The sequence below is a fragment of the Armatimonas rosea genome, from assembly GCF_014202505.1.
GTDB classification, from domain to species: domain Bacteria; phylum Armatimonadota; class Armatimonadia; order Armatimonadales; family Armatimonadaceae; genus Armatimonas; species Armatimonas rosea.
Window position 1 is genome coordinate 113180 of sequence record NZ_JACHGW010000005.1, and the last position, 20616, is coordinate 133795.

At 60.0% G+C, this 20616-nt stretch carries 30 protein-coding genes; 25 read left to right on the plus strand and 5 right to left on the minus strand.

The features are described from left to right. Positions 1-288: 288 nt before the first annotated feature. From rpsN to HNQ39_RS24035, 20 genes are all read left to right on the plus strand, one after another. Complete coding sequence (rpsN, locus tag HNQ39_RS23940) at positions 289-558, plus strand: 30S ribosomal protein S14 (protein WP_184202888.1); 270 nt, start codon at positions 289-291, stop codon at positions 556-558. A gap of 20 nt (positions 559-578) precedes the next feature. Then, on the plus strand, positions 579-989 hold the full coding sequence (rpsH, locus tag HNQ39_RS23945; protein WP_184202890.1) for a 30S ribosomal protein S8: 411 nt from the start codon (positions 579-581) through the stop codon (positions 987-989). A gap of 49 nt (positions 990-1038) precedes the next feature. Then, positions 1039-1617 carry a 50S ribosomal protein L6 gene (gene rplF, locus HNQ39_RS23950; RefSeq protein WP_184202892.1) on the plus strand — a complete coding sequence of 193 codons (579 nt, stop codon included), beginning with the start codon at positions 1039-1041 and terminating at the stop codon, positions 1615-1617. Between the two features lie 51 nt (positions 1618-1668). Further along, on the plus strand, positions 1669-2028 hold the full coding sequence (gene rplR, locus HNQ39_RS23955) for a 50S ribosomal protein L18 (RefSeq protein ID WP_184202894.1): 360 nt from the start codon (positions 1669-1671) through the stop codon (positions 2026-2028). Positions 2029-2031: 3 nt separating this feature from the next. Further along, complete coding sequence (gene rpsE / locus HNQ39_RS23960; protein ID WP_184202896.1) at positions 2032-2577, plus strand: 30S ribosomal protein S5; 546 nt, start codon at positions 2032-2034, stop codon at positions 2575-2577. Continuing rightward, positions 2567-2758: a 50S ribosomal protein L30 gene (rpmD, locus tag HNQ39_RS23965; protein ID WP_184202898.1), complete on the plus strand. Its 192-nt coding sequence runs from the start codon at positions 2567-2569 to the stop codon at positions 2756-2758. Before rpsE ends, rpmD begins: the two co-directional genes overlap by 11 nt. Beyond that, on the plus strand, positions 2755-3225 hold the full coding sequence (gene rplO / locus HNQ39_RS23970; RefSeq protein WP_184202900.1) for a 50S ribosomal protein L15: 471 nt from the start codon (positions 2755-2757) through the stop codon (positions 3223-3225). Before rpmD ends, rplO begins: the two co-directional genes overlap by 4 nt. A 72-nt stretch (positions 3226-3297) precedes the next feature. Continuing rightward, complete coding sequence (secY, locus tag HNQ39_RS23975; RefSeq protein ID WP_184202902.1) at positions 3298-4626, plus strand: preprotein translocase subunit SecY; 1329 nt, start codon at positions 3298-3300, stop codon at positions 4624-4626. 17 nt (positions 4627-4643) lie between these two features. Further along, a complete protein-coding gene (locus tag HNQ39_RS23980; protein ID WP_281380349.1) occupies positions 4644-5279 on the plus strand; it encodes an adenylate kinase family protein in 636 nt (211 codons plus the stop codon). Positions 5280-5519: 240 nt separating this feature from the next. Then, positions 5520-5720: a translation initiation factor IF-1 gene (infA, locus tag HNQ39_RS30100; protein ID WP_309695437.1), complete on the plus strand. Its 201-nt coding sequence runs from the start codon at positions 5520-5522 to the stop codon at positions 5718-5720. 15 nt (positions 5721-5735) lie between these two features. Next, positions 5736-5852, plus strand: coding sequence for a 50S ribosomal protein L36 (gene rpmJ / locus HNQ39_RS23990; protein WP_184202908.1), 117 nt, complete (start codon positions 5736-5738; stop codon positions 5850-5852). A gap of 27 nt (positions 5853-5879) precedes the next feature. After that, on the plus strand, positions 5880-6254 hold the full coding sequence (rpsM, locus tag HNQ39_RS23995) for a 30S ribosomal protein S13 (protein WP_184202910.1): 375 nt from the start codon (positions 5880-5882) through the stop codon (positions 6252-6254). 5 nt (positions 6255-6259) lie between these two features. Continuing rightward, a complete protein-coding gene (gene rpsK, locus HNQ39_RS24000) occupies positions 6260-6664 on the plus strand; it encodes a 30S ribosomal protein S11 (RefSeq protein WP_184202913.1) in 405 nt (134 codons plus the stop codon). Positions 6665-6731: 67 nt separating this feature from the next. Next, on the plus strand, positions 6732-7379 hold the full coding sequence (gene rpsD, locus HNQ39_RS24005) for a 30S ribosomal protein S4 (RefSeq protein ID WP_184202915.1): 648 nt from the start codon (positions 6732-6734) through the stop codon (positions 7377-7379). A gap of 18 nt (positions 7380-7397) precedes the next feature. Further along, the gene (locus HNQ39_RS24010) at positions 7398-8411 is read left to right on the plus strand and encodes a DNA-directed RNA polymerase subunit alpha (RefSeq protein ID WP_221290285.1); all 1014 of its coding nucleotides are present in this window, start codon (positions 7398-7400) and stop codon (positions 8409-8411) included. 12 nt (positions 8412-8423) lie between these two features. Further along, positions 8424-8795 (plus strand): 50S ribosomal protein L17, encoded by a 372-nt coding sequence (rplQ, locus tag HNQ39_RS24015; protein WP_184202917.1) that lies wholly within the window; start codon positions 8424-8426, stop codon positions 8793-8795. Positions 8796-8813: 18 nt separating this feature from the next. Next, entirely contained in the window at positions 8814-9575 is a 762-nt protein-coding gene (gene truA, locus HNQ39_RS24020; RefSeq protein ID WP_184202919.1) for a tRNA pseudouridine(38-40) synthase TruA, read from the plus strand. A gap of 1 nt (position 9576) precedes the next feature. Continuing rightward, a complete protein-coding gene (gene rplM, locus HNQ39_RS24025; RefSeq protein WP_184202921.1) occupies positions 9577-10017 on the plus strand; it encodes a 50S ribosomal protein L13 in 441 nt (146 codons plus the stop codon). A gap of 3 nt (positions 10018-10020) precedes the next feature. Further along, positions 10021-10413, plus strand: a complete 393-nt coding sequence (gene rpsI / locus HNQ39_RS24030) for a 30S ribosomal protein S9 (protein WP_184202923.1) — start codon at positions 10021-10023, stop codon at positions 10411-10413. 120 nt (positions 10414-10533) lie between these two features. Continuing rightward, on the plus strand, positions 10534-11139 hold the full coding sequence (locus HNQ39_RS24035) for a hypothetical protein (protein ID WP_184202925.1): 606 nt from the start codon (positions 10534-10536) through the stop codon (positions 11137-11139). Positions 11140-11201: 62 nt separating this feature from the next. Here HNQ39_RS24035 and HNQ39_RS24040 read toward each other — a convergent pair whose 3' ends face one another. Continuing rightward, positions 11202-11768, minus strand: a complete 567-nt coding sequence (locus tag HNQ39_RS24040; RefSeq protein ID WP_184202927.1) for a Uma2 family endonuclease — start codon at positions 11766-11768, stop codon at positions 11202-11204. Between the two features lie 40 nt (positions 11769-11808). Here HNQ39_RS24040 and HNQ39_RS24045 point away from each other — a divergent pair, with 40 nt between their 5' ends. Further along, entirely contained in the window at positions 11809-12315 is a 507-nt protein-coding gene (locus tag HNQ39_RS24045; protein ID WP_184202929.1) for a hypothetical protein, read from the plus strand. Positions 12316-12393: 78 nt separating this feature from the next. On the opposite strand, the gene HNQ39_RS24050 is transcribed toward HNQ39_RS24045, so the two are convergent. From HNQ39_RS24050 to recG, 4 genes are all read right to left on the minus strand, one after another. After that, positions 12394-13059, minus strand: a complete 666-nt coding sequence (locus tag HNQ39_RS24050; protein WP_184202931.1) for a CAAX prenyl protease-related protein — start codon at positions 13057-13059, stop codon at positions 12394-12396. Between the two features lie 4 nt (positions 13060-13063). Beyond that, positions 13064-13597: an SUKH-4 family immunity protein gene (locus HNQ39_RS24055; protein ID WP_184202933.1), complete on the minus strand. Its 534-nt coding sequence runs from the start codon at positions 13595-13597 to the stop codon at positions 13064-13066. A gap of 2 nt (positions 13598-13599) precedes the next feature. Continuing rightward, positions 13600-14208, minus strand: a complete 609-nt coding sequence (locus HNQ39_RS24060; RefSeq protein WP_184202935.1) for a hypothetical protein — start codon at positions 14206-14208, stop codon at positions 13600-13602. 72 nt (positions 14209-14280) lie between these two features. Next, a complete protein-coding gene (recG, locus tag HNQ39_RS24065; protein ID WP_184202937.1) occupies positions 14281-16353 on the minus strand; it encodes an ATP-dependent DNA helicase RecG in 2073 nt (690 codons plus the stop codon). A 75-nt stretch (positions 16354-16428) separates the two neighbouring features. On the opposite strand from recG, the gene HNQ39_RS24070 reads away from it, so the two are divergent. The 4 genes from HNQ39_RS24070 (at position 16429) to gspG (ending at position 20615) form a co-directional block, all read left to right on the plus strand. Further along, positions 16429-17166: a DUF1559 family PulG-like putative transporter gene (locus tag HNQ39_RS24070; RefSeq protein WP_184202939.1), complete on the plus strand. Its 738-nt coding sequence runs from the start codon at positions 16429-16431 to the stop codon at positions 17164-17166. Positions 17167-17463: 297 nt separating this feature from the next. Next, positions 17464-18975: an ATPase, T2SS/T4P/T4SS family gene (locus HNQ39_RS24075; RefSeq protein WP_184202941.1), complete on the plus strand. Its 1512-nt coding sequence runs from the start codon at positions 17464-17466 to the stop codon at positions 18973-18975. A 3-nt stretch (positions 18976-18978) separates the two neighbouring features. Further along, entirely contained in the window at positions 18979-20205 is a 1227-nt protein-coding gene (locus tag HNQ39_RS24080; protein WP_184202943.1) for a type II secretion system F family protein, read from the plus strand. Beyond that, complete coding sequence (gene gspG, locus HNQ39_RS24085) at positions 20202-20615, plus strand: type II secretion system major pseudopilin GspG (protein ID WP_184202945.1); 414 nt, start codon at positions 20202-20204, stop codon at positions 20613-20615. The genes HNQ39_RS24080 and gspG overlap by 4 nt, the downstream gene beginning before the upstream one ends. The last annotated feature ends 1 nt before the right edge of the window (position 20616 follow it).

Here is a 20616-nt window from a genome sequence, read left to right on the forward strand (position 1 = left end):
AGAGCAGAACACAAGGCGGGAGCAAGGGTTTGTTTTTTGTCCCACGGGTCAGCAGCCTGAGCGGCGGAAAGAGAGTGGCTCTACAAACTACCAACCCCTGGAGCACTCTTGGTTTCGGTACGAGCATGTCTTAGGTGGGGATTGACATTCTCTTGATCCATGGTATACTGCCCTCTTTGGTGGCTAGAGTATTTTAGCTACTACTATTTCCAAATGGCGGGGCCGCTTGAAAATGACCCCGCGCCAAAGCCTGGCGGTGCTCAACACCGTCGGGACCTGGAGAAAAAAATGGCCCGAGAATCCTGGAAGACGCGTGAAGCGCGGCGCATCGCCACTGTGGCGAAGTATGCCGAGAAGCGCGCAGAACTAAAGAAGAAGGGCGACTACGAAGCGCTGGCACTCCTGCCCCGTGACGCGTCGCCGTGCCGTGTTAAGAATCGCTGCTCCATCACGGGGCGTGCTAGCGGTTACATGCGAAAGTTTGGTGTCAGCCGCCAGACCTTCCGTGAGCTGGCCCACCGTGGTCTCATCCCCGGCGTCCGCAAGGCGAGCTGGTAGAAAGTTAAGGAGCAACGACTATGGTAATCTCCGATCCTATCGGCGACCTGCTGACCCGTATCCGCAACGCCCAGATGGCGAATCATGACTCCCTTGAGATGCCCTCCAGCAAGATCAAGCTCGAGATCCTTCGCATCCTGCAGGCAGAGGGCTTCATCACCAAGTATGAAGTGATCGAGGACACCCCTCAAAACCGCATCAAGGTTACTCTGAAGTACGCCACCGGTGTTGGTCAGAAGCGCTACCCGGTTATCCAGGGACTCAAGCGTGTGTCCAAGCCTGGTCTGCGTGTCTATGCCCCTGCCGATGAGATCCCCTCTGTCAAGCGTGGTCTTGGCGTGGCGATCTTGACCACCTCCCGTGGCATCGTGACCGGCAAGCAAGCCAAGAAACTGGGTGTCGGCGGCGAAGTCCTGGCCTTCATCTACTAAGATCTGGTGATCGTGACTCTGGCTTCGTGCCGGAGGGAGTTAACCTGTAATGTCCCGAATTGGAAAACAACCTATCGCGCTGCCTGCGGGCGTCACGGTAACAGCGGAGACCGATGGTCTCGTCACTGTTACTGGCCCCAAGGGAACGCTCTCGCGCCGCGTCTCGCCGCGCATGGAAATTAAAGTCGAAGGCACCACGCTCTCTGTCGTGCGCCCCACCGACTCCGACGACGACCGCGCTCAGCACGGGCTTGTCCGCACCCTAGTCAACAACATGGTGGTGGGCGTCTCTGCGGGCTACCAGAAGGTCCTCAACGTGACCGGTGTTGGTTACCGCGCCACGATCGAGGGCGGCAACCTGGTTCTCAATGTCGGCTACTCGCACTCTGTGACCATCAACCCGCGCCCTGGGATTACCTTCAGCGCCGTGGTCGACCCGGCCACTCGTATGCCCGTGATCACCGTCGCGGGGATCGACAAGGAGATCGTCGGACAGCAGTCCGCCGAGGTCCGTAAGGTCCGCAAGCCGGAGCCGTACAAGGGCAAGGGTATCCGCTACAGCGATGAGATCGTCCGCCGCAAGGCTGGTAAGTCCGGTAAGGCCGGCAAGGGCGGTAAGAAGAAGTAATTACCCGGTAGGGGGGCGGGCGCTCCCGTCTCCTGCGGAAAGGCACTATAGATGAGTTTGAATCGGAATGCGACGCGTCTCAAGCGTCACACGCGCATCCGCAAGCGGATGCACGGTGACTCTGAGCGCCCTCGGCTGAGCGTCTATCGCTCGCTGACAAATATCTATGCACAGATCATCAACGATGAAGAGGGCCGCACGCTCGTGGCCGCTTCGTCGCTGGACAAGGACCTGCGCGCTGCCAAAAACGGCGGCAATCTGGAAGGTGCGGAGGCGGTTGGGAAGCTGATCGCGGAGCGTGCTAAGGCGGCGGGTGTTACCAAGGTCGTGTTCGATCGTGGTGGCTATCTTTATCATGGGCGCATCAAGGCACTGGCCGATGCAGCACGTGAAGGCGGACTGGAGTTCTAAGGTATGGCGCGAATCAATCCCGACACGCTCAACCTGGAGGAGCGCGTCGTTCGGACGAACAAAGTCCAGAAGACCAACAAGGGTGGTCGTACCATGTCCTGGTCCATTCTGGTGGTCGTAGGCGATGGCAGTGGTCATGTCGGTGCTGGCATTGGCAAGGCTCGGGCGATCCCCGATGCCGTGCGCAAGGGCACCGAGGATGCAAAGAAGAACCTGATCAAGGTTCCGATTGTCGATGGAACTATTCCCCACGAAGTGCTAGCCGTGCACGGTGCGTCTCAGGTTCTCCTGAAGCCGGCCGCAGCGGGTACGGGAGTGGTGGCCGGTGGCGCGGTGCGTGTGCTGCTTGAGGCAGCGGGCGTCCACGATGTCCTGGCCAAGTCCATCGGTTCCAACAACCCGGTTAACAATGCTTGGGCGACCATGAAGGCGTTCGCTGAGCTCAAGACCGTGGATGACTATGCCGCACTGCGTGGCAAGACGGCGGCGGAAGTGCGCCGTGGTAGCGCGCAGACTGAGGTGAAGGAGGAGAGCGGAGATGGCGCTTAAGGTCACTCTCGTCAAGAGTCCTATCGGATTTGAGAAGTCACAGGGAGCAACGGCTCGGGCCATGGGCCTGACCCGCCTCGGCAAGACCGTCGAGCTTCCTGACAATGAGTCGGTCCAGGGCATGGTCTTTAAGATCCAGCACCTGGTCAAGGTCGAGCAGGCCGAGGAGGCAGCAAAGTGAATCTTTCCGACCTGTCCCCCGCAGGGGGCGCAACGCATCGTCGTAAACGAATCGGCCGTGGTGTCGGTTCGGGGCATGGTAAGACCAGTACCCACGGCCACAAGGGTGACAAGGCCCGTGGCACCGTGCGTCCCGGTTTTGAAGGAGGCCAGACGCCTCTGCACCGCCGCTTGCCCAAGCAGCGCGGTCTTGGCGTGGGCTTAACGGCACGTGGGTTCAACACGGGCCGCTACAAGACCCACTACAATATCGTCAACCTGGGTGATCTCGCCGCTCGTTTCGAGGACGGCGCGACGGTCGATCCGGATACGGTTCTGGCGGCGGGTCTGACCCGTAGCAACGGCCTACCCCTGAAGGTGCTCAACGATGGGACGCTCGACAAGAAGCTCAACATCCGTGCACACAAGTTCAGCGGCAACGCCCAAGCGGCCATCGAGGCTGCCGGCGGCACTGCTGAAGTTATCTAAATCTTCCCAATCACGGGAGCAATTTACGAGGCCGGGAACTTTTCCTGGCCTCGTTTTGATACAATAGACATCATGCTTGAAAAACTCGCGGCTGCATGGGCGGTACCGGATATTCAGAAACGTCTGATCTTCGTCCTCAAAGCCTTTCTGGTCTACGTCATCGCGTCGCATATCCCAATGGCGGGCATCAACCACGACGCCGTCAATAAGCTCGTCTCTCAGGGGCTCCTGAATGCCTACGATGTCTTCTCGGGAGGGGCACTGCGCCGCGTCTCGATCATCGGCCTCTCGCTCATGCCCTACATCAATGCGTCGATTGTGATGCAGCTCCTGACGGTTGCGATCCCGCAGCTCCAGGCGATGTCCAAAGAGGGCGAGTCGGGTCGTCGGCAGATCAACAAGATTACTCGCTACGCCAGTATCGGGCTGGGTTTTGTGCAGGCTGCGGGCCTCTACAACATGTTCTCCAGCGGGGGGGCCATACAGAAGGGCTTCTTCCCGATGCTCATGATGATGGTGGTCATGACCTCTGGCACCATGTTCCTGCTCTGGCTGGGCGAGCAGCTCACCGAGAAAGGGATCGGCAACGGCACGAGCCTGATTATCTTTGTGGGCATCATGATCTCCATCCCCAACCAGATCCTCATGACCTTCAAGATGGTCCAAGAGGGCGCGGTCTCGATCTTTGGCGTGGTGGGGATGGCTATCCTCTTCCTAGCCTCGATTGTGGGCGTGATCTACATGACCCAGGGGACACGCCGCATTCCCGTTCTGAACATGCGCAAGGTGACCGCCGGTGGACGGATGACCTCCGCGGGCCAGTCGTACCTGCCGCTGAAAATCAACACGGCGGGGGTAATTCCGATTATCTTTGCGATGTCGATCCAGCTCTTCCCCCAGACCTTCCAGCAGTTCTTCCCGCGTGGTAAGAGTGCCTTCGGCGACTTCCTCTTCAACGCGACCCAGTGGCTCAACCCGGGGGCGAGTGTCTGGGCATCGCTGATCTTTGCGGTCCTGGTGATGTTCTTCACCTACTTCTACACCGCGGTCCAGTACGATACCAACGATATTGCGGACAACCTCAAGAAGTACGGCTCCCTGATTCCCGGAGTGAAGCCCGGAAAGCCCACGGCGGAGTATCTCGATACGGTTCTGACCCGCATCACGCTGGCAGGGGCGATCTTCCTGGCAGCGATCTCGCTCATCCAGTACTGGGCACCCACATGGACCGGTGTCAAGGCCGTCTCGATTGTTGGTGGCACCTCGCTACTGATCGTCGTTGGGGTGGCGCTGGAGACCATGACCGCCATTGAGGCCCAGATGGCCATGCGCAACTACGAGGGCTTCATCAAGACCCGCCCAAGTGACAGCGACAACATGATGCGGGGGCGGATGCGATAGAGCCTCTCCGGCTGATACTGCTTGGCCCACCGGGGGTGGGCAAGGGAACCCAGGGGGCACGTCTGAGCCAAGCGCTCGGCGTGCCCTCGGTCTCGACGGGGGCACTGCTCCGGTCGCTGATCGCGTCTGGGGAGGACACGCCGCTAGTGCGGGAGGCGCGCCAGATCCTGAGCGGTGCCTTTGTCTCGGATGACTTTGCCAATGCGCTCGCCTTCTCCGCGATCGAGGGGGAGGCGGGCTTTGTGCTGGATGGCTACCCGCGGAGCGTGGCGCAGGCAGAGGCACTGGAGCGCTTTCTGGCGGAGCGCGGTCAGGTGCTGGACTGCGTGCTCTTCTTCCAGCTGAGTGAGGCTGCCCTAGAGGCCCGAGTGCTCGGGCGGCGTGTCTGTGGTACGTGTGGGGCGACCTACCATATCGTGGTGGCTCCGCCATGTCAGGAGGGCCTCTGTGACCGCTGTGGGGGCGTGCTGGGGCTCCGTGTGGAAGACGATGCCCCACAGAAGCGTGCGCTGCGTCGTCAGCTCTACCAGGCCCAGACCGCGCCGCTGTGCGCGTTCTACCAGGAGCGTGGTGTGTTACGTGAGATCGAGGCGGAGGGAGATCCCGATGCCATCTTTAAGAAAGTTTGCGAAAGTCTACCGCGTTTGATATAATCGGCGATTGTGTGCCACAGGTCTAAATGCCCTGTTGCGCATAAACAAGCGCGGTTTGACGAGAAAAGAAAGAACGCTATGGCAGGAAGAAGTGGTGGCTATCGGCCTGGCGGACGGCCAGGTGGGGGAAGACCCGGTGGCGGTCGGCCCGGTGGTGGTGGACGCTCCGGTGGGGGTGGACGCTCCGGTGGTGGAGGCAACTCTACACCGCCGTCGGACGAGCCAGAGAAGGAGCAGGGCATCGAGGTTCAGGGGACGATCGTTGAGAATCTTCCGAACACGATGTTCAAGGTCAAGCTAGAGAGTGGGCACGAGGTGCTCGCGCATATCTCCGGCAAGATCCGCATGCACTACATTAAGATTCTGCCTGGTGATCGGGTTCTCGTTGAGCTCTCGCCGTATGATCTCACACGAGGTCGGATTCTCTATCGCTACCGATAGGGAGGCAAGAAAAATATGAAAGTTCGAGCATCTGTTAAGCCCATCTGCAACAACTGCAAGGTCATCAAGCGAGAAGGCGTCCTGCGCGTCATCTGCAAGAAGAACCCGAAGCATAAGCAGCGTCAGGGCTAATTGTAAGTTTTTGAGGAGTAGAAGTCCGTGGCACGTATTGCTGGTGTAGACCTGCCCCGCGACAAGAGCGTGGAATACGCTTTGCCTGATATCTTTGGAGTTGGACTGGCCGGTGGCCGTGTGATTCTGGAGCAGGCGAAGATCGATCCTCGCAAAAAAGTTGCGGAATTGACGGAGACGGAAGTCTCCACCCTGCGCGACATTATTGAAAAAGAATGGCGCGTTGAGGGAGACCTGCGACGACAGATCGCGATGAATATTCGTCGTCTGCAGGAGATTCAGTGCTATCGCGGCCTGCGGCATCGCCGAGGGCTTCCCGTTCGCGGGCAGCGCACCTCGACCAATGCTCGTACCCGCAAGGGACCGAAGCGCACAGTGGGCGCTAAGAAGAAGAAGAAGTAGGTTCTATGGCACGAAAAGTAACTGCTGCTCAGGCGGCGCGCAACAAGCCCAAGGTTCGCAAGAACATTGCGGTGGGTGTGGCGCACATCCAGAGCACCTTCAACAACACGATTATCACGCTCACCGATACCAAGGGAGAGGCGATCTCCTGGGCCTCTGCGGGCCAGGTTGGTTTCAAGGGCACCAAGAAGGGCACCCCCTTTGCCGCACAGCTGGCTGCTGAGAGCGCCGCTCGCAAGGCAATGGAGCATGGCCTCAAGCGGGTCGATGTGCATGTCAAGGGGCCGGGTTCCGGTCGTGAGACCGCCATCCGTGCGCTGGGACAGGTTGGCCTTGAGGTTAGCATGATCAAGGACGTCACCCCGTTGCCGCACAACGGCTGCCGCGCCCCCAAACGTCGCCGAGTCTGAGTCGGGCTCTGGTCTGCAGAGCCTACTTGTAAACCTATGCGGAAGCGCATAGGGACGAAGAGGAAAAATGTCAAAATCGTCACCGAACTCCGTCAGTGGGGATACCCGCTGTCGAAAGTGTCGTCGCGCTGGAGAGAAGCTTTATCTCAAGGGTGCACGATGCTACTCCAAGAAATGTGCGATCGAGCGCCGCAACTACGCGCCCGGTCAGCATGGCCCCAATGCCCGTCCTGCCAAGCCTACGGACTATGGTAAGCAGCTTCGTGAGAAGCAGAAGATGCGCCAGATGTACCGCGTCTTGGAAGGGCCTTTCCGTGCCTATGTCGCAGAGGCATCCCGTCGCCGCGGCGTTACGGGCGAGAATCTCCTTCAGCTCTTGGAGATGCGCCTTGACAATGTGGTCTTCCGCCTTGGGTTCTCCACTAGCCGTGCTCAGGCCCGTCAGCTGGTCAGCCACGGACACCTGCTGGTCAATGGCAAGCCGGTGGATATCCCCTCGTACCAGGTTCGCCCTGGCGACACAATCACCATCGCCGAAGGCTCCCGCCGCATGAGCGTCATCCAAGATGCTCTCTCGGGCGTCGGCTCTCGAATCCCTACCTGGCTCTCTCTCGATGCCCACCAGTTCACCGGGAAAATCGTCGCGGCTCCCCGTCGTGATGAAGTGGATTCGCAGGTTCAAGAGCAGGTTATCATCGAGTTCTACTCCCGCTAGTTCTCAGGAGGAGACACTATGGCAATTCAGGAGACAGTTGTACCCCGTATCGAAACACTGGAGCAGTCTGGGCTGTTTGGCAAGTTTGTTGTCGAGCCGCTGGAGCCTGGCTACGGTGTGACTCTGGGCAACTCGCTTCGCCGCGTCTTGCTGTCCTCCATCATCGGTGCCGCCATTACGTCGGTGCGGATCGAAGGAGTCCAGCATGAGTTCCAGACCATCCCCGGGCTGAAAGAAGATGCTACCGAGCTCTTCCTCAACCTGAAGGAGCTGGCCGTCAAGATCCTAGACGATAGCGAGGAAGACGATGAGCTTTCCAGCGCAGCGCGGGTGATTCGAGTCGATGCTCGAGGTTCTGGCCGTATCACGGGAGCAGATGTCGTCTGCCCGCCCGATGTTGAGGTCGTCAATCCTGAGTGTTACTTGGCGACGATCTCAGATGAGACTGCGAGCCTGTATATCGAGATGAAGGTAGAGCGAGGGCGTGGCTATGTCATGCCCGATAAGGGAACCAAGACCACCGATATTATCGGTGAGATCCCCGTCCCTGCCGCCTATGGCCCGGTTCGTAAGGTCAACTACACCGTGGATCCCACCCGTGTGGGCAACCGCAATGACTACGAGCGTCTGACCCTGGAGATCACGACCAACGGCACTACCGAGCCTGGTCAAGCCCTCTCGCAGGCAGCCCAGATGCTCTCGGAGTACTTCCAGCGGTTTGTCGATCACAAGGGCGGTCCGATGCGCTCCTCGTTCATTATCCCGGTGGGGGGCAGTCTGGGTGCCAATGGCACGCCCGATACCCGCATCGAGGAGCTGGACTTCTCTGTCCGTACGTACAACTGTCTGAAGAAGGCGACTGTGCTGACGGTGGGAGAGCTGGCGCAGATGAGCGAAGTGGACCTGATGAACATCCGCAACTTTGGAAAGAAGTCTCTGACCGAAGTGAAGGAAAAACTCAATACCATGGGCTTGACGCTCAAGGACTCGGACGGCTATTTCCCGGGCGAGGACGACGACGACGAGGATTAAGGAAGTTAGAGAATGCGACACCGTATAGGTGGGCGACAGTTTGGCCTCGCTTCGGACGCGCGTATCGCGCTTTTGAAGGGCCTTCTGCGCTCCATGATTATCTACAAGAAGATTGAGACCACCGAGGCACGCGCCAAGGAGATCCAGCCCATGGTTGAGAAGCTGGTGACCCGTGCCAAGGACGATAGCGTGCACTCGCGCCGTATCGCCCGCGCCGCTATCGGGGGTAAGAGCGCCAGCGACGAGGATATCGTCAAGGAGCTCTTCACGGTCATTGCCCCGAACTTCAAGGATCGGCCCGGCGGCTACACCCGCATGGCTCACAAGAGCGTTCGGCGCGGCGATGGGGCACCCGTCGTGGTGCTGGAGTTCGTCAACGACTAAGGTGGTTTGACGTAGCTAATGGGCCGTGTTCGCCTGACTCTTGAGTACGATGGAACCGACTTTGCCGGTTTTCAGCTCCAGCGAGGCGAGCGCACGGTTCAGGGAGAGCTGGAGGCGGCTCTGACCCAGATGACCGGTGTGGAGACTATCCGGGTGTTTGGGGCAGGCCGCACCGATGCAGGGGTCCACGCGTTGGGGCAGGTTGCCCACTTCGATGTGGACTGGAAAATTTCAGAAGAGAAGCTGGTTCCGGCACTGACTGCCTATCTTCCGCCCGATATTAGCGTGCGGAGGGCGGAGTATGTGGAGCAAGAGTTTCATGCTCGCTTCAGTGCCACAAGTCGGACCTACCGGTACGCGATCCTCAATCGCCCGCAGCCTTCGGCGCTACTGACACGCTATGTCTGGCATGTCACCCGGCCGCTGAAGGTGGAGCGAATGCAGGAGGCAGGGAAGGTTCTGTGCGGGACGCATGACTTTGCGACGTTTGGGCAACCAGACACGCGAGGCAAGAGTACGATTCGCTTTGTCGAGAGGATCGTCGTGCGACCGTGGGGACCGTGCCTGCTGGTCACCGTGCGAGGGAATGCCTTTCTGCGCCAGATGGTGCGCAGCTTGGTAGGAACTCTGGTGAGAGCGGGGCAGGAGAGGCTGAGTGTGGACGAGGTCTCGGAGCTTCTGAGAGTCTGTGATCGGCGGGCTTGTCCTCCGATCGCCCCCGCAAGAGGGCTCTGTCTGGTACGCGTTAGCTACGACGGCCAGCGAATAGGAATAAATTAAAATGAAGACTTATTCAGTAAAAGCGGACGATATCCAGCGCGACTGGATCGTCCTAGATGCCACCGGCGTGCCGATTGGGCGTCTGGCTGCAGAGGCGGCGAAGATTCTACGCGGTAAGACCAAGGCGATCTTCTCCCCGCACCTCGACTGCGGCGATCATGTGATCATCATCAATGCCGCGCGAGCGATCCTCACCGGCAACAACAAGGCCGATGAGCCGATCTACCGGCACACGCTCTACCCGGGTGGCCTCAAGCAGGTTCCCCGTGGCGAGCTCCTGGAGAAGCGCCCCGACTACGCCGTGCTGCGGACGGTCAAGGGTATGCTTCCCCACAACCGCCTGGGAGCCCAGATGCTCACCAAGCTGCGCGTCTATGCCGGTGACACCCACCCGCATGAGGCTCAGATCAAGGGCGCGGCCAAAGCAAAGGCAGAAGGTTAAACCATGGCAGAGACTCGAGTGTATGCAACCGGTAAGCGCAAGTGCGCTATCGCCCGCGTCTGGCTTGCGCCCGGCGATGGGACGATCACGATCAATGGCAAGACGGTGATGGAGTACTTCTGCCGCCGCACGCTGGAGGCGCTGATCCAGCAGCCGTTCGCTGCCACCCGCAGCGAGGGCCGCTACAGCATCTTCGCCAAGACCAAGGGCGGGGGAATCTCCGGCCAGGCCGGCGCTCTGCGCCACGGCATCAGCAAGGCGCTTGTCGAGGCCGATCCCGACCTGCGCACCGTGTTGCGCCGCAATGGCTTCCTGACCCGCGACCCGCGTGTCAAGGAATCCAAGAAGTACGGCCGCAAGCGCGCCCGTCGCGGATTCCAGTTCAGCAAGCGTTAAGCTGGCACGCCAGGGATTGAAATCCCCGGCACCCGAAAAGAGCGTCCCGAGGACGCGCCCGACCTCTGTGTTGGGTGCACCCTCGGGGCGTTTTTGTGTTTGGGGTAAACTTCGGTTACTATGTCTGATCGAATTGTCGCGCTGGCGACGGAGCTACGAACACGGCTGATCTCTGCACACCCTCCGTTGGAGAAGCGCCTCCGACCGGGGCTTGCGCCCGAGCAATCCCGCGAGCTCGCCGCGAGCTATGACGTGACCCTCACCGACGAAGCGGTTGCCTATTTCTCCGTGCTCAATGGCTTTGATAACCCTCACGCACAACCACAGTCGGAGCTGCACATCGTCGGGATGCGCTGGCTGGACTCGCTGGAAGAGGCGCTGAAGCACTACCAGAGATTCTGGGAGTTTGACGAAACCGATGCCGATATGTATCCCGAGTTTTGGGAGACGGACCCCACGCCGACTCCCCCCTTACGCTTCATCGGGGAGGACTCCGTGTACTTCTACGCGCTGGACCTGCGAGGAGAGGGGCGACCGGTCTGGAGCATGGATCGGGAGCTGGGGATGTCGGTTTCGTTCTTGAGCCTGGAGGCAATGTTGGCAACACTCAATGCTTGGCTCGCCGCAGGAGTCCTGATCTTTCGTGACGGCGAGTGGAGCGAGACAAGCCGTGAGCAGGCTCGAAAAATTGCAACCGACCTCAGCCCCGGCGTTGACCACTGGTAACCATAGCTCCCTGCGTCCTCGGGACGCTCCCAAAATCGGAGGCGGGGCTTTCAATCCCCGCCTTAGGGAAGCAAGTCGGCGACAGCGACGGGGCTATTGGGAGCGCTGAGGGGAGCAATGTTGCCAGTGGCGGCGATCACCTGGGTCTGTGTCCAGATGCCGTTTTGCGGGTGGCGGTGAACCTCTAGCTGGCGGTCGCGCAGGTTGACAATCCAGTACTCAGTGATCCCTGCTGTCGCGTAAAGAGCGCTTTTGGCGTTGCGGTCGTCGCTGAGGGTGGAGTCGCTGACCTCGACGAGGAGCAAGACATCATCGGGGCCGGGATGACGGCTTGCATAGAGCCGAGGAGAACCCTGCGCCACGACAATATCTGGCTGTGGCTGGCTATTGCTGCTGGTCAGAACAATGGGGTTCTCGGTGCGAAGGTGGCAGTCTATCCCTGTAAAGGCGCGGTTGAGGGCAACATGGCTCAGAGGAATCGTAGACGAGTGGGGGGGATCGGGTGGCTTTTGTTCAAATATATCTCCGTCGAGGAGCTCCAGGCGCTCGTCTTCGCGGAACAGACCCAGGCGGATGGCGCACTGGAACTCCTCCACGCTCCAGCGGCGGCGGGCGAAAGCGGCACTCATGGGGGTATTTTATCAGGCATCAGAAAGTCGAGAGTGGCGTGTGGCAGCATTTACAAACTTGGATTGGCGACGATTGGACACCCGCGCGGTTGTTGAGGCGGGGGGCCTTGCAACGATCACGAAGGCGCAGTGGGAGCGCTGTGTGTTTGAGCTGTTGGAGGAAGATTATGAGGTAGTTACGCTGGACTGCGGGGGGGATATCGATACGATGGCTCGCAATTTTGGGGTTTTGTGGCAGTGGGAAACGCTGTTTGGCTATACCGTGCAGAGAATGAACCTTGATGCAATACGCGATGGCTTGCTTGAGTCATGGCCCACGAAGGCTGGGCGGCTTGTGTTGGTGCTGGTAAACGCAGAGCGCATCTGGAAAGAGAGCCGTCGAGAGTTTCTCTATTTCCTAGATTTTGCTCGAGAAAAGAGTCGATGGGAGCTTGCTCTGGGAACCCGCTTCTTTACCCTTCTCGTGGTCGAAGCGGAAAAAGGGGTTATACCAGCACAAGGCTATTGTGGGTTTTCCTCGACACATTTCTTTCCCAATCAGAAGTAAAGTAACAATAGTGGGAGGGTACCCGGTGGGCCGCTTTAGCCACCCGAATTTATGCGCCCGAAACCGAAACGCCGCCCATCACCACAGCCGCCAGTTGCCCGTCATCAGGACATAGGCCCCCAGCGCCGCGTTGGTCACCCCGTGCGCAACGACACAGGCAAGGAGCGACTTTGTGATCCGCAGGAGCCCTGCCATCAGTGCGGCGTAGCCCAGGGCTGCCAGCCACTCGGGGTGCGCGACTCCAAACATCCCCGCAACCATCGCCGCCGCGGGGAGCGAGAAGGCCGTGAGCGGGAGCTCGCTCCACTTCTCCTGGTTGGTGCAGTAGCGCAGCAAGAACGAGCGCCAGAAAACCTCTTCCAGCACCGGAACCAGCAGCGCCAGCCCGATAAAGCGCATGGTGAGAAAGACGGTGCGTAGCGTGGGGTCGGGGATGGCCTCAAACGGGTTATAGGCAGTGCGCTTCCCGAGGGCGAGGCCCGCCGGTTGGATGCGCTCCAGCACCAGCCAGAGCCCCAGCCCAAGGAGCCCGGTGACTGTGCCAATCGCCACCGCTTTCCCGTCGCCGCGTAGCTCACCCTTCCAGGCGCGGCTACAGACAATCAGCGCGATCAGGACAAGCACCGCCTTGATGCAGTACACCACGGGGTAGCTGGAGCGCGGCAGGTAGCCCTCCAGGGTCGTTAAGACGAGAAAGAGCACCATCGGTGCGGCGTAGGGAAGCCAGTTGGGTTTGTTCGTCATAGAATTAGCGGGGACGGAAATCGTCGAGGATGTAGGGCCAGAAGCCTTGTGTCAGCGTCTTTTCATCGATACGGGCAAAGGCTGCGGTTAGTTGTTCGTAGCGCTCTGGCTCAAAGCCTTCGTCCCAGAGAGCATCGGTGTCGCCGACTGCTGCTTCAAAGCCATCGAAGGCATCTTGAAGTGCGGCAAGGCAGGCAGCAAACTCCGTGATGTGATCGTTGACCCAGACAGAGCGAAAACTCTCTTCATGATCCAGCCAGACAATCTTGCAGTTGTCGTTGGCATCGAAGCAGATCGGATTTCCGCCACCATCATGGCCAAACTCGTAGTAGCGCATGAGGCTAGGTTTAAGTGACTCTGATATTCCCCATCTCTCTGGAACACGGCGAAGAGGAAGTCCAGGAGCGTTCTGAAAGGTAAGGCAGGGAATGGCATCCTCAGGCAAACCGATCGTGAGGAGAAACTGTCTGTCCTCATCAGGTAGAGGGAGATGGTTAAGCTGATGTATTTGGAAAGGAGGGGAGAAAGTGAGTGGCATGCCTAAGTCGCTCCTTGGGCTATCGTGGTGAGGATTCCCAAGAGCCGCTCCAGAGGGTTGAGATTTTCGTTGTCACGGTCTACCGTCAGCTCTGTCCCCTCTAGCTTGACGAAGCGCCAGAGCTCGCCTGTGGTGACAGCACCGTAGATCGGGGAGAGGGGCTTGTTGGCGCGCTGGTTAAAGAGCTGGGCGGCGATCATCTCCGCAACACACTGACCGAGTCCGGTGACCAGCTTTTCGTTCTTGGCCTCGACCAGTGCAAAGACCGGAGCTTGGATGGTGAACGGGTCGCGTGAGCGTGAGAGGAGGTAGTCACAGTAGCCATTGAGCCCCTGCTTGGGATCGACATTGAAGTCCACGCCGGAGAAGAGACTGATCTGTGCGTGAAGCTGCCGGCGTACCTCGGCCAAGACAGGCATGATAAGCAGCTCCGAGCGCGCTTTTTCCGTCCCAATCGCCAGCGCTAGGGGTAAGTACTCATCTAGGGTTGCTACGAGAAGCTCACCTGGCGGTGCAGGCGTCACGCTGGGGAATAGCTCTTGGTCATAGACCACACTCAGCCCGAACTTATCCAGAACCTCGGTGAGAGTCGTAAACTTCGAGTAGGACATGGTGCTATTTTATCCCGTCTCCCGCGTCCTCGGGACGCTCTTGGCTGCTGCCGGGGTGTTTCTAACCCCCGGCTATCCAATCTGCAAGGCCTCGGCGGCGCGGCGGCGGCGAGCGACGGCTTCTTTGAGCAGTCCGTGGTCAGGGCGGGCGAGCTGCGGGTCGCGACTAAGGAGGTCGAAGGCGTCGGTGCGGGCCTCGATCAGGATGTCTTGGTCACGGAGCACGTCGGCGACTTTGAGGCTGGGAATGCCGGACTGGCGCGTGCCGAAGAACTCACCGGGGCCACGGAGCTTGAGGTCTTCCTCGGCGATCACGAAGCCGTCGCTGGTGGCACACATCACCTCCATGCGGGCCGTGCCATCGGGCGTGCTGGGGTCGGCGAGGAGGACACAAAACGACGCGTGCTCGCCGCGCCCGACTCGGCCCCGGAGCTGGTGGAGCTGGGCCAGCCCAAAGTTGTCGGCGTCCTCAATCACGATCACGGCGGCATTGGGAACATCTACGCCGACCTCGATGACGGTGGTCGCGACCAAAATCTGGTGCTCGTTCTTACGAAACGCCTCCATGACGGCGTCTTTCTCATCGCTCTTGAGCTGCCCATGGAGCAGGCCGATGGAGAGCTCGGGGAAGACATGGGCCTTGAGGTGCTCCGCCAGGTGCGTGGCGGCCTTGGCCTCGCGCTTCTCGGACTCCTCGACCAGCGGGCAGACAATGTAGGCTTGGCGGCCCTGGGTTACCATCTGTTTAATGCCGGCGTAGACCTTGTCCTGCTCGGCGCGTTTCTTCCAGTGCGTGCGGATCGGCTTGCGGCCCGGTGGGAGCTGGTCGAGGATCGAGACATCAAGGTCGCCGTAGACCGTGAGAGTGAGCGTCCGTGGGATGGGGGTGGCCGTCATCACCAGTACATCGGGGCGGACGCCTTTATCCGAGAGGGCGGCGCGCTGGAGCACCCCGAAGCGGTGCTGCTCGTCGATCACCACGAGGCCGAGCTTGTGGAAACCGACACTCTCCTGAATCAGCGCGTGGGTGCCGACCACGATACTTGTCTCACCGGAGAGCAGGCGCTCCTTGACAGCGGCCTTTTCCTTGGCGGGCCGGGAGCCCGTGAGCAGATCGACCCGCAGACCGAGCTCCTCCAGCCGGGCACGGATGCCCTTGAGGTGCTGCTCGGCGAGGATCTCCGTGGGGGCCATGAGCGCCGCCTGGTAGCCACCGCGTGCGGCGATTGTCATGGCGGCCATCGCCACCGCGGTCTTACCCGCGCCCACATCGCCCTGGACAAGGCGGTTCATGGGGAGCGTGGAGGCCATGTCGCGGCCCAGCTCGCCGATCACGCGCTCCTGGGCCTCGGTGAGGGAGAAGGGGAGGACACCGCGCAGCTCCTCGACCGGACCAAGCACATCCGGGAAGGCGATTCCGGGCTGGATCGCGACTTCGCGCTTCTTCTCTGCCACCAGAATCTGCAACGCGAGCAGCTCTTCGTAGGCGAGGCGGTGGCGCGCCGCTTGCAGGGCGTCGTCGCTCTCAGGGTAGTGGATATTGCGCAGCGCCTCGGCGATTCCGGGCAGGCTACGGCGCTTGCGCAGAGCATCGGGGAGCGCATCCTCGAACTCATCGGCGCAGAGCTTGACCGCCTCGTAGGCAAAGCGGCGCAGGCGGGTCTGGGAGAGCCCCTCAGTGAGCGGGTAGACCGGGACAATCCGCCCGATCGCCAGCGAGTCTACGGCACCGTCTTCGTCGATCGCCTCCCACTCGGGGGTGTTGAGCTCAGGAGCATAGCGGCGCTTCACCTGCCCGTAGGCTACCACTTGCTTGCCGATCAGCTTCTCAAAGGTCGCCTTCATGCGCCACTGGTTGAACCAGGTCAGCGATGCCACCACCCGCGAGCCATCGTCGAGCGTCACTTTGGTGATGACGAGCTTATTGCGCAGCGGCTTGTTCTCGACCGCCGTCACTTTCCCGAGAATGGTCGCAAACTCACCGTCGCGGACATCGCCGATCTTGACAAAGCGTGTCCGGTCTTCGTAGCGGCGGGGGAAGTGCCCGACCAGGTCCGCGAGCGTGCGAATCTGGAGCTTCCAGAGCGTCTCCGCCAGCTTCTCCCCGATTCCTTTGAGCTTGGTGACGGGCAGTTCGGGGTTCATGGCGTCCTATTGTACCCGACCAAACTCCGCCATTTTGCAGAGTAAATTGACGGGAGGCTGTCCTAAGATAGGCACATGAAACGTGCTTTTACCCTGATCGAGCTTCTTGTCGTTATTGCCATTATCGCGATCCTCGCCGCGATTCTCTTTCCGGTCTTTGGCCGTGCGCGTGAGCAGGCCCGAAAGTCCGTGTGCTTGTCAAATCTGAAGCAGCTTGCCACCGCTGCGCTGATGTATAGCCAGGACTACGACGAGGTCTTCCCCAATGCCAGCTGGATTGGGCCGGATGCGTTTCCGCCGAACTGGTACTTCGGGGAGTCGTCGCGCACCTTGCTCGAGCCCTATGTCAAAAATAGCGCGGTCTTTGTGTGCCCCTCCGATACGGAGCTCGCCAAGCTTGTGGTGCGGGGGGCAAGCCAGCCCTTTGGTCTCTCGTATCAGTTTCATGGAAACCCCTTGGGAAATGGGACCAATATCATCAAGAAAATCTATTTTGGAGGCGGGGGAAAGCTCATGGCAGAGCGGAATAATGCCGTTCCTCTCTCTCACCAGGTCCTTCCAGGGCAGCGTACCTCTTTGATTGAAGGAACTTCGCAGGCAGAAGTGAGCAACCCTGCGGAAAACTGGTTATTTGCCGATGCTTGGCCCAGCGTTCATGGAGGAGAAATGACAAGCTATTTTTTGGGAACAAGAACCTATATGCTTTCGCTTGAAAATACACCCTTTCAGCGCTCATGTAATCTGGTTTACGTGGATGGTCACGCGAAATTTAGTAATGTCAAAGCGGCTGCCTGGGATACGGATCCTTATTAAGATTGATTAATTATAATATTGCAAAGCCAGAGAGCCACTCTGGCTTTTGCTTTTATAACCGTACTTCAGGGCTTATCATTTATTTGTGAGGATATCTTGCTTAAGAACCTAAAGACATAAATGATTAAAAAATAATGAACACGGAGTTCGCTTCCTGTTTCATAGTTTTTTCACGAAGATAAATATAATATGAGTAAGGGATGCGAACCTTTAGAGACTTCCAGCGTCCCTGACTGTGAAACTATGACTGCTTCGGAACCGATCACTCTGCCCCCTCTGGAAGACGCTTTCGAGAGCGTGAACCTTGAGCTGACTCGTCCTCAGGACGAGGCCGTCGCGATGGTTCCGGGTGACTTTGCGCTCAAGCACCAGATCCTCCCGCTGATGGTGGACAACGGCACCCTTGTGGCCGCGGTGGGCTCACCGCTCTCGCTCGGGGCGGTCGATGAGCTGAGTGTCTTGCTCCAGCGCCCGACCCGTGCGGTGCTGGCTCCTGCTGCGGTCATCAAAGAGAAGATCGAGGAGATCTTCCTGGAGAAGATCCTCGCGGGGCTTCCGGGGCAGAGCGACGATAACAACAATATCGATGCGGATGAGAACACCGACCTCGCGGACCTGCAGAAGATGGCGGGGGAGACCGCAGTTGTCCAGATGGTCAACCTGGTCTTTGCCCAGGCGGTGCGCGATGGGGCATCGGATATCCATATCGAGCCCTACGAGAAAGAAGTCAAGGTGCGGTGCCGTATCGACGGCATGCTGCGCGATATGATGGCCCCGCCCAAGCGCATGCACGCCGCAATTATCTCCCGCCTGAAGATCCTGGGCGAGATGAATATCGCGGAGCGCCGCTTGCCGCAGGACGGCCGCATCAAGATCACGATCGCCGGGCGCGCCATCGATGTCCGTGTCTCGATTGTCCCGACTGTCTTTGGGGAGCGTGCTGTGATGCGTATCCTCGACAAGGGGACGGCGATGCTGGGGCTGGCGGAGCTGGGAATCCAGCCCGATACCCTGGAGCGCTACCGGCAGATCATTAAAGTGCCCTACGGCGTCATCCTGGCGACCGGTCCAACCGGTGCAGGAAAGTCAACCACGCTCTACGCCTCGCTCCAGGAGATCTGGTCTCCGACCACCAATATCCTGACGATCGAGGACCCGGTTGAGTACCAGGTGGCGGGCATCAGCCAGATTCCGGTGCGCGCCGCGATCGGCCTGACTTTCGCCAACGGCCTGCGCAGTATTGTCCGCCAGGACCCCGATGTGATCATGGTCGGAGAGATCCGTGACCACGAGACCGCCGAGATCGCGATCCACGCGGCGCTGACCGGTCACTTGGTCTTCTCCACCCTGCACACCAACGACTCCCCCGGCTCCGTGACCCGTCTGCTGGACATGGGAGTCGAGCCCTACCTGGTGGCATCGTCGCTGATCGGCGCGGTTGCCCAGCGGCTTGTGCGGCGTGTCTGTAGCAACTGTTCCCAGCCCTACACCCCCGAGGGGGAGATGCTAGAGGGCGTGGGGATCGTCGCGAGTGAGTGGGCGGGAACCACGCCGTTTCGCAAGGGAGTCGGCTGCGAGAAGTGCCAGGGGACGGGCTACAAGGGCCGTGTCGGTCTCTACGAGCTCTTTGTGGTCGATGAGCCGATCCGCCGCATGACCGTGGATCGGGCAAGCTCCAACCAGATGAAAGACTATGCGATCAAGACCCACGGGATGCGGACGCTCCTGGGGGATGGCAAGCTCGCGGTTCTTGCCGGGAAGACTACACCCGAAGAGGTCCTGCGTGTCTGTCAGCGGGAGGCGTTCTAGGTCATGGCAGCGCTGAGCTTTTCCTATGTCGCGATGGACTCTGCCGGGGCACGCCGCACCGGTGTGATCGAGGCGGAGACCAAAGAGGCCGCGCTGGTACGGCTGGAGTCCGAGGGACGCTTTGTTCTGGAGATCAACGAGGCCAAGGCATCTGCGGCGGCAGCGGCGGGCGCGGCGACCTTTGGGAGCCGGAAGGCCCCCTCGCGCCAGGAGCTCGCGCTCTTCACGCGCCGCCTCGCCGACCTCTCCCAGGCGGGCCTGCCGCTGGACCGGGTGCTTCAGGTCGTGGCGGAGCAGTCGGAGAGCATTGTGCTGAAAGAGGTCTCGGAGCAGACCCTGGAGGACGTCCGCGCGGGAATGCAGGTGAGCCAGGCGCTGGCCAAGCACCCCAAGTACTTCAATGAGGTCTTCACCCAGACCCTCCGTGCTGGTGAGGCCAGCGGCCAGTTCCCCGAGGTCGCGGGGCGGCTTGCGGACTTTCAGGAAAAAGAAGTGGCGCGTCGGAGCCAGATCACCAGTGCGCTGGTCTACCCCGCGATCCTGGCCTCGACCGCGGTCTTTGTGGTTCTCTTCTTGCTGCTCTTCGTGGTGCCCAAGCTCTCGGGAGTCTTCAAGGACCTGGGAAACAACCTTCCCGTGACCACCAAGATGCTGCTCTCCAGCACGGACTTTATCACCCAGAACTGGGTGCTGATGCTCGTGCTGATCGTGGGAACGACCGTGGGCATCAAGGGCTGGCTCGCCACTCCCGGCGGGGCGTTTCTGCGGGATAAGTTCTTGCTGAAGGCACCGCTGATTGGGCCCGTGGTGCTCAAGGCAACCATCTCGCGCTTCGCCCGTGTGCTGGGCACCCTGGTCTACGGCGGCGTGCCGATCCTGGAGGCGCTGGATATCGCAGGGCTCTCGGCGGGAAACCGGGTGTTTCATACCAGTGCGCAAAAAGTCTCCGAAGAGGTGCGCGAGGGCCGTCCTATCGCCGAGTCGATGCGCGACACGGGGGTCTTTCCGCCCGTTCTGACCCACATGGTCGCGATTGGGGAGGAGACCGGCGATCTGCCCCGGATGCTAGGACGGGTCTCGGATAGCCTGGACTTCGAGGTAGACACCGGGATGCGTCGTCTTGTCTCTCTGGTGGAGCCGGTGATCGTTCTGACCATGGGGACATTCGTGGGGTTTGTGGTTCTATCGGTGCTCTTGCCGATCTTTCAAGCGCAGGAAACAGTCAAATGAAAAAACAAAAACGTGCGTTTACGCTCATTGAGATGCTGGTCGTGGTGCTGATCCTTGCGATCTTGGCCGCGCTGATTGTCCCCCGTGTGGTCAACCGCACCGGAGATGCCAAGCGCGCCAAGGCCGCCAGCGATATCGCGACCCTGACCGGGCTTTTGCAGCAGTACAAAGTCGATACCGATCAGTTCCCCACGACCGAGCAGGGCCTCAACGCGCTCCGTGTCGCTCCGGGCGATGTGAGCAACTGGCGCGGCCCGTACTCCCAGAAGGATATCCCCGGCGATCCGTGGCAGAACGAGTATGTCTATGAGTCGCCTGGCCCCAATGGGGAGGACTTTGTGATCGCTTCCTACGGGGCGGATGGCGCTCCGGGCGGCGAGGGCGACAACGCGGACATCACGAGCCTCTAAG

Excerpts from the sequence above, each read along its gene's own strand:
- rpsE (WP_184202896.1), top strand. The coding sequence starts at position 2,032 with ATGGCGCGAATCAATCCCGACACGCTCAACCTGGAGGAGCGCGTCGTT.
- rpsI (WP_184202923.1), top strand. The coding sequence starts at position 10,021 with ATGGCAGAGACTCGAGTGTATGCAACCGGTAAGCGCAAGTGCGCTATC.
- rplF (WP_184202892.1), top strand. The coding sequence starts at position 1,039 with ATGTCCCGAATTGGAAAACAACCTATCGCGCTGCCTGCGGGCGTCACG.
- rplR (WP_184202894.1), top strand. The coding sequence starts at position 1,669 with ATGAGTTTGAATCGGAATGCGACGCGTCTCAAGCGTCACACGCGCATC.
- HNQ39_RS24080 (WP_184202943.1), top strand. The coding sequence starts at position 18,979 with ATGGCAGCGCTGAGCTTTTCCTATGTCGCGATGGACTCTGCCGGGGCA.
- rpmJ (WP_184202908.1), top strand. The coding sequence starts at position 5,736 with ATGAAAGTTCGAGCATCTGTTAAGCCCATCTGCAACAACTGCAAGGTC.
- HNQ39_RS24010 (WP_221290285.1), top strand. The coding sequence starts at position 7,398 with ATGGCAATTCAGGAGACAGTTGTACCCCGTATCGAAACACTGGAGCAG.
- HNQ39_RS24050 (WP_184202931.1), bottom strand. The coding sequence starts at position 13,059 with ATGACGAACAAACCCAACTGGCTTCCCTACGCCGCACCGATGGTGCTC.
- rpsD (WP_184202915.1), top strand. The coding sequence starts at position 6,732 with ATGTCAAAATCGTCACCGAACTCCGTCAGTGGGGATACCCGCTGTCGA.
- gspG (WP_184202945.1), top strand. The coding sequence starts at position 20,202 with ATGAAAAAACAAAAACGTGCGTTTACGCTCATTGAGATGCTGGTCGTG.
- HNQ39_RS24060 (WP_184202935.1), bottom strand. The coding sequence starts at position 14,208 with ATGTCCTACTCGAAGTTTACGACTCTCACCGAGGTTCTGGATAAGTTC.
- rpsN (WP_184202888.1), top strand. The coding sequence starts at position 289 with ATGGCCCGAGAATCCTGGAAGACGCGTGAAGCGCGGCGCATCGCCACT.
- rplM (WP_184202921.1), top strand. The coding sequence starts at position 9,577 with ATGAAGACTTATTCAGTAAAAGCGGACGATATCCAGCGCGACTGGATC.
- HNQ39_RS24035 (WP_184202925.1), top strand. The coding sequence starts at position 10,534 with ATGTCTGATCGAATTGTCGCGCTGGCGACGGAGCTACGAACACGGCTG.
- HNQ39_RS24055 (WP_184202933.1), bottom strand. The coding sequence starts at position 13,597 with ATGCCACTCACTTTCTCCCCTCCTTTCCAAATACATCAGCTTAACCAT.
- rpmD (WP_184202898.1), top strand. The coding sequence starts at position 2,567 with ATGGCGCTTAAGGTCACTCTCGTCAAGAGTCCTATCGGATTTGAGAAG.
- recG (WP_184202937.1), bottom strand. The coding sequence starts at position 16,353 with ATGAACCCCGAACTGCCCGTCACCAAGCTCAAAGGAATCGGGGAGAAG.
- rplQ (WP_184202917.1), top strand. The coding sequence starts at position 8,424 with ATGCGACACCGTATAGGTGGGCGACAGTTTGGCCTCGCTTCGGACGCG.
- rpsK (WP_184202913.1), top strand. The coding sequence starts at position 6,260 with ATGGCACGAAAAGTAACTGCTGCTCAGGCGGCGCGCAACAAGCCCAAG.
- HNQ39_RS24040 (WP_184202927.1), bottom strand. The coding sequence starts at position 11,768 with ATGAGTGCCGCTTTCGCCCGCCGCCGCTGGAGCGTGGAGGAGTTCCAG.
- secY (WP_184202902.1), top strand. The coding sequence starts at position 3,298 with ATGCTTGAAAAACTCGCGGCTGCATGGGCGGTACCGGATATTCAGAAA.
- truA (WP_184202919.1), top strand. The coding sequence starts at position 8,814 with ATGGGCCGTGTTCGCCTGACTCTTGAGTACGATGGAACCGACTTTGCC.
- rpsH (WP_184202890.1), top strand. The coding sequence starts at position 579 with ATGGTAATCTCCGATCCTATCGGCGACCTGCTGACCCGTATCCGCAAC.
- HNQ39_RS24070 (WP_184202939.1), top strand. The coding sequence starts at position 16,429 with ATGAAACGTGCTTTTACCCTGATCGAGCTTCTTGTCGTTATTGCCATT.